Source organism: Methylophaga sp. UBA1464 (genome assembly GCF_002325665.1).
In the GTDB taxonomy this organism is placed as follows: domain Bacteria; phylum Pseudomonadota; class Gammaproteobacteria; order Nitrosococcales; family Methylophagaceae; genus Methylophaga.
Genome location: NZ_DCSO01000071.1, coordinates 35,914 through 44,007, shown reverse-complemented (window position 1 = coordinate 44,007; position 8,094 = coordinate 35,914). Strand labels below are relative to the sequence as shown.

At 46.2% G+C, this 8,094-nt stretch carries 7 protein-coding genes; all 7 read right to left on the bottom strand.

Going from position 1 to position 8,094, the window contains the following annotated elements:
* Positions 1 to 227: 227 nt before the first annotated feature.
* A complete protein-coding gene (locus B3O33_RS08600) occupies positions 228 to 884 on the bottom strand; it encodes a response regulator (RefSeq protein WP_292359962.1) in 657 nt (218 codons plus the stop codon).
* Entirely contained in the window at positions 877 to 2,205 is a 1,329-nt protein-coding gene (locus tag B3O33_RS08595; protein WP_292359963.1) for an ATP-binding protein, read from the bottom strand. Before B3O33_RS08595 ends, B3O33_RS08600 begins: the two co-directional genes overlap by 8 nt.
* 184 nt (positions 2,206 to 2,389) lie before the next feature.
* Entirely contained in the window at positions 2,390 to 3,490 is a 1,101-nt protein-coding gene (locus B3O33_RS08590) for a TonB-dependent receptor (protein ID WP_292359964.1), read from the bottom strand.
* Positions 3,480 to 5,636, bottom strand: coding sequence for a DUF3438 family protein (locus B3O33_RS08585; protein ID WP_292359966.1), 2,157 nt, complete (start codon positions 5,634 to 5,636; stop codon positions 3,480 to 3,482). The genes B3O33_RS08590 and B3O33_RS08585 overlap by 11 nt, the downstream gene beginning before the upstream one ends.
* Positions 5,637 to 6,074, bottom strand: coding sequence for a hypothetical protein (locus tag B3O33_RS08580; protein ID WP_292359968.1), 438 nt, complete (start codon positions 6,072 to 6,074; stop codon positions 5,637 to 5,639).
* A gap of 4 nt (positions 6,075 to 6,078) precedes the next feature.
* The gene (locus B3O33_RS08575) at positions 6,079 to 7,302 is read right to left on the bottom strand and encodes a type II secretion system F family protein (RefSeq protein ID WP_292359969.1); all 1,224 of its coding nucleotides are present in this window, start codon (positions 7,300 to 7,302) and stop codon (positions 6,079 to 6,081) included.
* Positions 7,289 to 8,094 (bottom strand): GspE/PulE family protein (locus B3O33_RS08570; RefSeq protein WP_292363411.1); only part of this gene is annotated, 806 nt, incomplete at its 5' end. The genes B3O33_RS08575 and B3O33_RS08570, both read right to left, overlap by 14 nt.

Genomic DNA, 8,094 nt, shown 5'->3' with positions numbered 1-8,094 from the left:
GAACACCTCCATAATTCAGTTCATCATGAAGACGAATATTGTCTTCTGATAAAGAAGATGGGATGTCTTTAAAAGAATTCAAGAGGCTTGAATATTTTAAAATAAAAATATAACTATCAATAACTTGCCGACAAAGACTATTACTCAACTGTGTTTTTTGGGACAATTGATATTGTCAGATAAGCTCATTAAAAATAATGGCTCACGGCATCAAAGCACCGCACTGATTAATGTTTGATAATACCCAAAACAACCGCAATATTTGCCAAATCCGCAGTAGTGTTTACATTCAACTTGTTTTTAATCTGTGTATTGTAGTTAGCCACGGTTTTGTAGCCTAAGTGTAATTCTGCAGCAACTTCATGTGCCGTCATGCCTTTAGCGGTCAGGCAAAATACATCAAACTCGCGCGGTGATAACAGCTCGACAACCTGACCGTAATGCAAGGTGTCGGAAGGATGTCTGAAATCATCAATATTCGGCAGGATATCCTGTTCGATATAGCGTTTACCTTGTGAGACGGCTAAAACGGCTTCCGCAAGCACTTCCGCCGCACTGTTTTTAGTGACATAGCCTTTAGCGCCGGCCTGAATGGCACGTTCTACATAGATAGATTCATCATGAATACTGTAAACCAGCACTGTCGCCTGAGAATCCTGTTTTTTAAGACGACGTATGGTTTCCAAACCGCCTATCCCCGGCATTGATAAATCCATCACCACGACATCAGGGCGCTGACGTTCGTATTCATGACAGGCTAACTCACCCCGATCGACATCAACAATGCTGCCGATAAAGGGTTGTGAATCCAATAACATTCTGAATCCTGCACGTACTACCTGATGATCATCCACCAGCAAAACACTAATCTTTTTTTCATTCATTATCTGATTTCTCAATAATTGGCATCCATGCGCTTACACAAACGCCTTTACCCGCTTCAGATTCAAATCTAAAGCGGCCTCCCATATTTTCAACCCGTTCTCGCATAGCCAACACGCCAAACCCATGCCCTGATGATTCACCTCCCTGACCATTATCACGAATTCGCATGACCACTCGAGGGGAAGTGTGTTCTCCCTCCTGTCGGATGACTAATGTTACCTCAGTTGCATTGGCATGGCGCACGACATTTGTCAGACATTCCTGTGCAATTCGGTAAACATGAATCGCCAGTTCATGAGCCACCTGATCCAGCCGTTCGTCATAATCCAGTTTAATTACCAAATCAGGATAGCGACGTCGCCATTCATTTATTAAATCGGACAAGGTTGCCCCGAGTCCTAAATCCGCCAGACTCAGTGGATGCAGGGTACGCATCATTGATCGCACGACTCCCGCCAGATGATTGCATATATCAGCAATGGATTCGGAAATTTTAGCGACATCAGCACCTGGCTGACGAATAGCTGTAGACATGGCTTTTACTGCTGTCAGTGATTGCCCCATCTCATCATGCAATTCCCGGGATAAATTGCGTCTTTCGGACTCCTGGATCTGCATGGTATGCCGTGCCAATGCCTGATTATTATCTTTGGCCAGTTTCAACGCATCTGACAAGTGATTGATCTCAGTTGCAATTGCATCAAACTCACTGATTTTAAAAGGCGGTAATTTACGTCCATATTGACCGGACTCAACTCTGCGTAGCCCCACAACAATACTTCGAACCGCCTGCAACATTGAGTTAAACACAATATTAATGGCCAGAAAAATCACCCCGATCATTGTCATCACCGACCAGAAATAAGCGACTGACTCTTCCCATGTTTCAACAATCTCATCCAATGGATCAGCACGAACAATAATCTGCTTCAACCGGCCATCAGCAAGTCTGATGTCATAATTTGCAGAGGGATAAGTCGTTTTGACAGCCCTCACAAACCATTCGGGTGGCCGTTCGTCCTCAATGCTGTCCGGAACAAACCATTCCACCTCTTCTCCTTCTTCATTGAAAATACTGATATGCAAATGCCGGGTATGCTGAATCGCGCTGATCTGCTGTAACCATTCATACTCTGTCATCGACGTACGGGATAAGTGACTAAAACCCAGGTCCATCATCTGCAAGGCGAGATTGAAAGAAGAATTCACTTCCCGTTCGACAGATTGTCGGGCCTGCCAAATCGTTAATACGCTACCGAACATGCTAATAATGATTACCGAAAACAAAATCCGGCTATTAATCAGACCTCTTAAACTCATGTATTTCCCATGACAATATTTTTATAGTTAGTTTCTTCCATAAGTCATCAACCTTTGAAACAGCAATATTCCAAGATAGTAACAGACTTATAAATACATATATGCAGGGGTATGCATCAATCAACAGCCCCTGAAATGTAAAATTTTAAATTTGTCGTTTCAGACGAAACAGCATAACTGAATTTTAAAAATCATAGTTCAAACCAAGACTGATGCCATAACTTTCCCATTTTGCCTCATTAAACTTCAGTTTCACGGTAGAACCATTTGCAAAATTGATTTTATCTTTGCCATTTCTGTCTGCAATCCACTTTTGGTAATGCACATCCAAGGTAAGGGCTAACCGAGGCGATAAGTGCCACGCCCCCGTCAGTTCGGTGACAAATCCGCCCCCCTCAGCTTCATGGGTAAAACTTTCCGGTTGAGCAAAATCACTACGCAAATTCCACTGTGCAGTAGCATCATAAAAAGCATAGTGATATTTAAAATTTAACCCCAGCTCAAAGGCATCCTGTTTGATAAACAGGTTTTCCATGCCAATCCATGGTCCATACCAGGTCGCATCATAACTGGAATCCAGTCCGGAAAAAGGCCCTACTGGTGGTATGCGAGGATCTGCTGAAAGTGTCTGATATCCATCAACTATTTTTAAATCCTGTGAATAGTAATAAAGCCCCCCCATAGGTCGCCATTCAAAGCGAGTCCGTGTTGATTCGTTTACCAACCATTCATATCGTTTGCCGATACCGATAGACAGATCCATTACACTGCCTTCATCGGCCCCGTTATTGGATCTTGAGAATTCCTGAGTCCGATTGTTTCCGAAATAATCCGAATCCTGATTTTTACCGTCATAAATTTCGCCATACAGGAAATCAAAATTTACCAACCAGTTTTCTTTGGTATATAACGTTGCCCCCAAATTAACAGTGGCAATATCAAGATCTTCCCAGGTCAGTTCCGACAGGATGTTTGGTTGCCCACCCAATCCTGCTTTATTCCAACGAAATTCATCACGCCGATAACCGGTTTTGAAATAAATATCCTCTTTATCGTATTGTAACCAGGGCGTCTTTTTTTCAGCTATTTTCTGAGGGCTCTCATAGATATGTACCCTCAACCGTTGCGGTTCCACGGCCTGACCGACAACCTGATTGGCCGGCGGCAACTGAGCAGGCATTTCTTCGTAAACGTGCATCTGCAGGGCCGGTACCGCCAATATGGTGGATACCGGTAAAGCAAATAAGCCCACACCTGATAGCAGGACAACCGACTTAACGCGCATTAGCCACAACCTCATCAAATGGCAGAGCCGAAATCACATACATATAAGTTGAACTCTCTGTCTGGCCCACTGGTGATAATTGACTGCTTTCAACAGATGAAGCCAGCCAGCGGCCTTTAATATTCTGAAAATCGACCGGCAAACTCTGAGAGGCCCGATTCACAACAGAAAGCGCAGTGACATGCATACCACCACGATTCCAGCTACCCACTGGTGTGGCACTGATACGGTTATCTGCAAACAATGGCAGACTGTTTTGTGTGTTGACCCGAACCGGACTGTAATTTTTATCCCGTATACGCTCAACCTCAGGAATACGCACCATTTCAGCCGCATACTGACTCATTTCCATATACACCTGATGACGTTCACTGACAACAGGTGCTGTATTGGTATTAGCTGAAGAAGTTTGGGGACCTGTCTGTTCGTTATCGTTATCGCGATCAATAAATCTGTTGGGTGCAGGAGCTGGTGGCGGATAGCCTGCATTATGTGAACGATAATAGGCGTTGTCTGCCTGGCGAATTTTTTCACTTTCGCCCGGCGCATTCATGATTCTGGGCGTGATCAGCAATACCGTTTCGGTATCCTCTTCCGATTCAATCGTGGAACGAAATACCCGGCCAATCACCGGAATTTCTCCGAGAAGCGGTACTTTACGTTCATTTTTATTGACACTGGTTCGAATCAGGCCGCCTACCGCAACTGTCAGGCCATCTTTGGCCATGACGGTTCCGGTTAACCTTGCTGTATTAATAGTGTCTACTGATAAATTGGTTACACCGCCCTCACCGTCGGTCACCGGAATCGTACCGCCACCACGATTAACCGTTGAGCTTTCCTGTTCGAGCTGCAGGCTGACCGTGCTGTCAGAGTTTATCCTTGGCGTAATGCGCAGCGTAATACCAATATCTTCACGATTGACCAACGCCTGCACATAAGCTGGCTGTATCACTACCCCGTTATCAATGACGGAGGCAAAAAACTGAAAGCCTTCGGTAACCAGTGTTTCTTCACCGATAAATAATTCAGCCTCACGATGATTTGATGCCACAACCATCGGGTTGGATAACACCCGAACCCGTCGGTTTTCTTCTAGAAACTCAAGATTGGCACGCAGCCGGTTGTTGAGAAACTCGTAGATAAATGTACCAGAGTTCAACAGGGCATTATTACCCAGCAAAATGGGTTGTGAGGATTGATTGCTACCGCTTGGTTGTAACTCGAAATTGAAAATGGAATTAAAATCCTCGCCCAGAATGACACTGAGGATCTGCATTTCCAGCATGACCTGTGGCACCGGAATATCCATTTGTTTTATCAGTTTTTCGATTGCTGATAGCACAGCCCGATCATCCGTACGCACAATAATCATATTGTGTTCATTGTTAACGGTGACATAAATCGGTTGTGACTGGATGGTCACCTGTTTGAGGGTTTCCTGACTGATATTGGTCGACCCGGAAGCTTCCACGGAAGCAGCCAGTTGAGAAATCTGATCCACCGTCAAAATGCTTCCATCCAATTGGGAACCGGCGTTTGTCAGGGTATTGCCAGCACTTCCTCTGCCACCTGATGAAAAACGATTGGTTGAACGTCCTACTCCACCCAGGTTTGATGAACGTACATTGCGAACCGTGTTGTTGCCTCGACTACTACCGCTCCGTCCACCACTCCCAAATACATCTTCACCGGGCGCCTGACCCAGTGACAGAACGACGCGCTGTCCATACAAATCTTCAATGGCCTGAGCAATAATCTGTACATTCGCATTTAATAAGGTAAACACTTCAATATGTTCACTCTCCCGCACCACCAGATCCTGACTGTATTCCTCGCGCGTCATAATCCGATAGGTATTGGTATCCTCGTCATAGCGATACCATAAATTGCTGATGCGGCTGATGGATTTAACAGCATCAAGCACACTGACATTTTTCAGATGGATGGTGAGCCGACGATTAGTGGCATCCGGTGTGGCGATGATGTTGGTATCGGTTAATTCAGACAATGTCCGCACCACATCAGCAAGCTGCGTATCATTGAATTCAACCTCATCAATATAGTCTGCAGCCTGAACCGCATTAAGAGGTAATAAAACCAGGCAGAACAATTGAATAAAAAAGAAAAATTGCTTCATAGTCATTTATTTCAACACCCGGATTTTGCCAATCGTGCCGGTTTCCACCGTCACCCCTAAACGCGTAATACTGGTAATCCGAATCGCCTCTGAAGGGCGTCTTGGATTGATATTGATCTCATCGCCTTCTCTGACCATATAAACCCCGCGGCCGACGACTTCCAGCAACGCCAGCATTTTCTCGCTGTCATCAGAAACAAAACCACGCAGACGCATATCCGGAATATCTGTCGCAACGGCATCATTCGGGTTAAAGGTTCCTGCCCTGGAATAGCTGCTTAACTCTGTTCCACGAATCTGATACATCAACTGACTGGGGGTAAAAGGGTCACGCATCAAAGCGAGGTTGTCTGTTTCCGGATCCCCGTTTTCAATGGCCATAACGGCATTTGCCCAGACAGCCAAGACCATCATCACGTTGTAATAAGCTTTTCTTCGCAGCACGTGTTTACCTCCCACCAGCCAACGCAAACAACGCCTGGAAAAAGGCGTAATAGACAAATCCCACCATGCCGCCGATCACCAGTATCATCGCGGGTTCAATTAAAGCTGTGAGTCGTTTGATTCCGGTTTCCAGCACCTTTTCATAATAGGTGCCAAGTTCCTGCAGAATATGGTCCAGCGTACCGGTGCGTTCACCGACCGCAATCATTTGTGTGACCAGAGCCGGTAACATTGGATGACGAATACTGGATGACAAATCGTGACCAGCAAAAACCCTCTCTGCAGCTTGTTTGAGCTTGTCGGCATAGACACGATTAGGCATCAAATCTGCTGTAATTTTCAGTCCATCGAAAATATTGACACCACTGCTCAGCAAAATTGACATGGCCCAGTTCAACTGGGCCATTGAACCGTTAATCATCAATTTACCCATCACCGGAATGCGTAATAAAAGCTGATCCATCCATAAACGTCCCTGCGGCGTCCGATAAAACAGCCAGATCGCGATCAGTATGGCGATAGCAGCAATGACAAGTTGTATGCCGTTTTCACGAATACCTGCGGAGATATCGATAAGCGCTTGAGTTGATGCCGGTAACGCCTTGCCTTGTCCCTGCAAAAACGTCGCGAATTTGGGAATAATGCTGACCACCATGAATATCGCGACACCAATCGCCACCAGCACAACGATGACCGGATAAATCAATGCCGTAATCATTTGTTTTTTCAGTGCTGAACGTTTCTCCAGATGGCTGGCCAGCCGTTCCATGATCACATCAAGCTCACCGGTGTTTTCACCGGCCACGATCAGATTGATGACCATGTGGCTGAACACATCGCGATGTTTTTTCATTGCGGCAGAGAGTGATTGCCCTCCTTCGATATCTTTCAGCATGACTCTTATCGCCAGATTAAGACGACTGCTGGAAATTTGTCCGGCTGACAATTCAAGCGCCTGAGCCACAGGTAAACCGGCTCTGAGCATGAATGCCATCTGCCGGAAATAGAAAATCAACGAATCCGTTCCGACAGAACGCTGGGTGGCCAGCCAGTCAGCAAAATTCGCCTGCCCCAGGAAACCACCCTGTCCTTTACGTTCACGAATATCCAGTACGCGTAAACCCTGTGCCCGTAACTCCTGTGCTGCCATGCTTTCATTGGCTGCCTGTAATGACCCTTTCTGTTCATTACCAGCACTGCTCAGGGCGTTATAGCTATACAGCGGCATCGTAGATCACCTCATCCCCGGCAACATGTTTCACCACGGCTACTTTCTGTATTTCATCCAGCGTGGTCATACCGCGCAGTACTTTTTCACAACCGTCCTGCCACATGAAACGAAGTTTGTCGCCCGCTGCCTGCTCCAGCGTTTCTTCATCTGCCCCTTTTGCCACCATTCTGGCAAGCTGTTCATCAAACCAGAGGGTTTCAAATAGGCCCAAACGTCCGCGAAAACCAGTTCCCTGACAGACTGCACAGCCAACCGGGTCAAATATCTCTATTGATTTATCCTCATAGCCCAATGCTTTGCTTTCAGATTCAGTCGCAAATCGCTTACGAGCACAATGCCTGCACAAACGCCGCACCAGTCGCTGTGCAATCACAGCAGTCATGGTGGAACCTATCAAAAACGGTTCACAGCCAATATCGATAAGACGGGTAACCGCGCTGACGGCATTGTTGGTATGCAAGGTAGAAAAAACCAGATGCCCGGTCATCGCCGCTTTCACCGCGACATCAGCCGTTTCGGCATCACGGATTTCCCCGACCATTAATACATCCGGGTCATGGCGTAATAAGGAACGCAGTGCATCAGCGAAGCTGATTTTGGGGCCGGTCTGTATCTGCGACACCCCTTCCATCACGTATTCAATCGGGTTTTCTACTGTCATGATATTGATGTCAGGTTGATTGATTTCCTGCAGCGCGGCAAACAGCGTGGTGGATTTGCCACTTCCTGTCGGACCGGTCAGCAGAATCATACCGTAGGGATTACGAATGGCTTCGTTAAAGCGGGCCA

Coding starts and splice junctions, on each gene's coding strand:
- B3O33_RS08585 (WP_292359966.1), bottom strand. CDS start 5,636: ATGACTATGAAGCAATTTTTCTTTTTTATTCAATTGTTCTGCCTGGTT.
- B3O33_RS08595 (WP_292359963.1), bottom strand. CDS start 2,205: ATGAGTTTAAGAGGTCTGATTAATAGCCGGATTTTGTTTTCGGTAATC.
- B3O33_RS08575 (WP_292359969.1), bottom strand. CDS start 7,302: ATGCCGCTGTATAGCTATAACGCCCTGAGCAGTGCTGGTAATGAACAG.
- B3O33_RS08590 (WP_292359964.1), bottom strand. CDS start 3,490: ATGCGCGTTAAGTCGGTTGTCCTGCTATCAGGTGTGGGCTTATTTGCT.
- B3O33_RS08600 (WP_292359962.1), bottom strand. CDS start 884: ATGAATGAAAAAAAGATTAGTGTTTTGCTGGTGGATGATCATCAGGTA.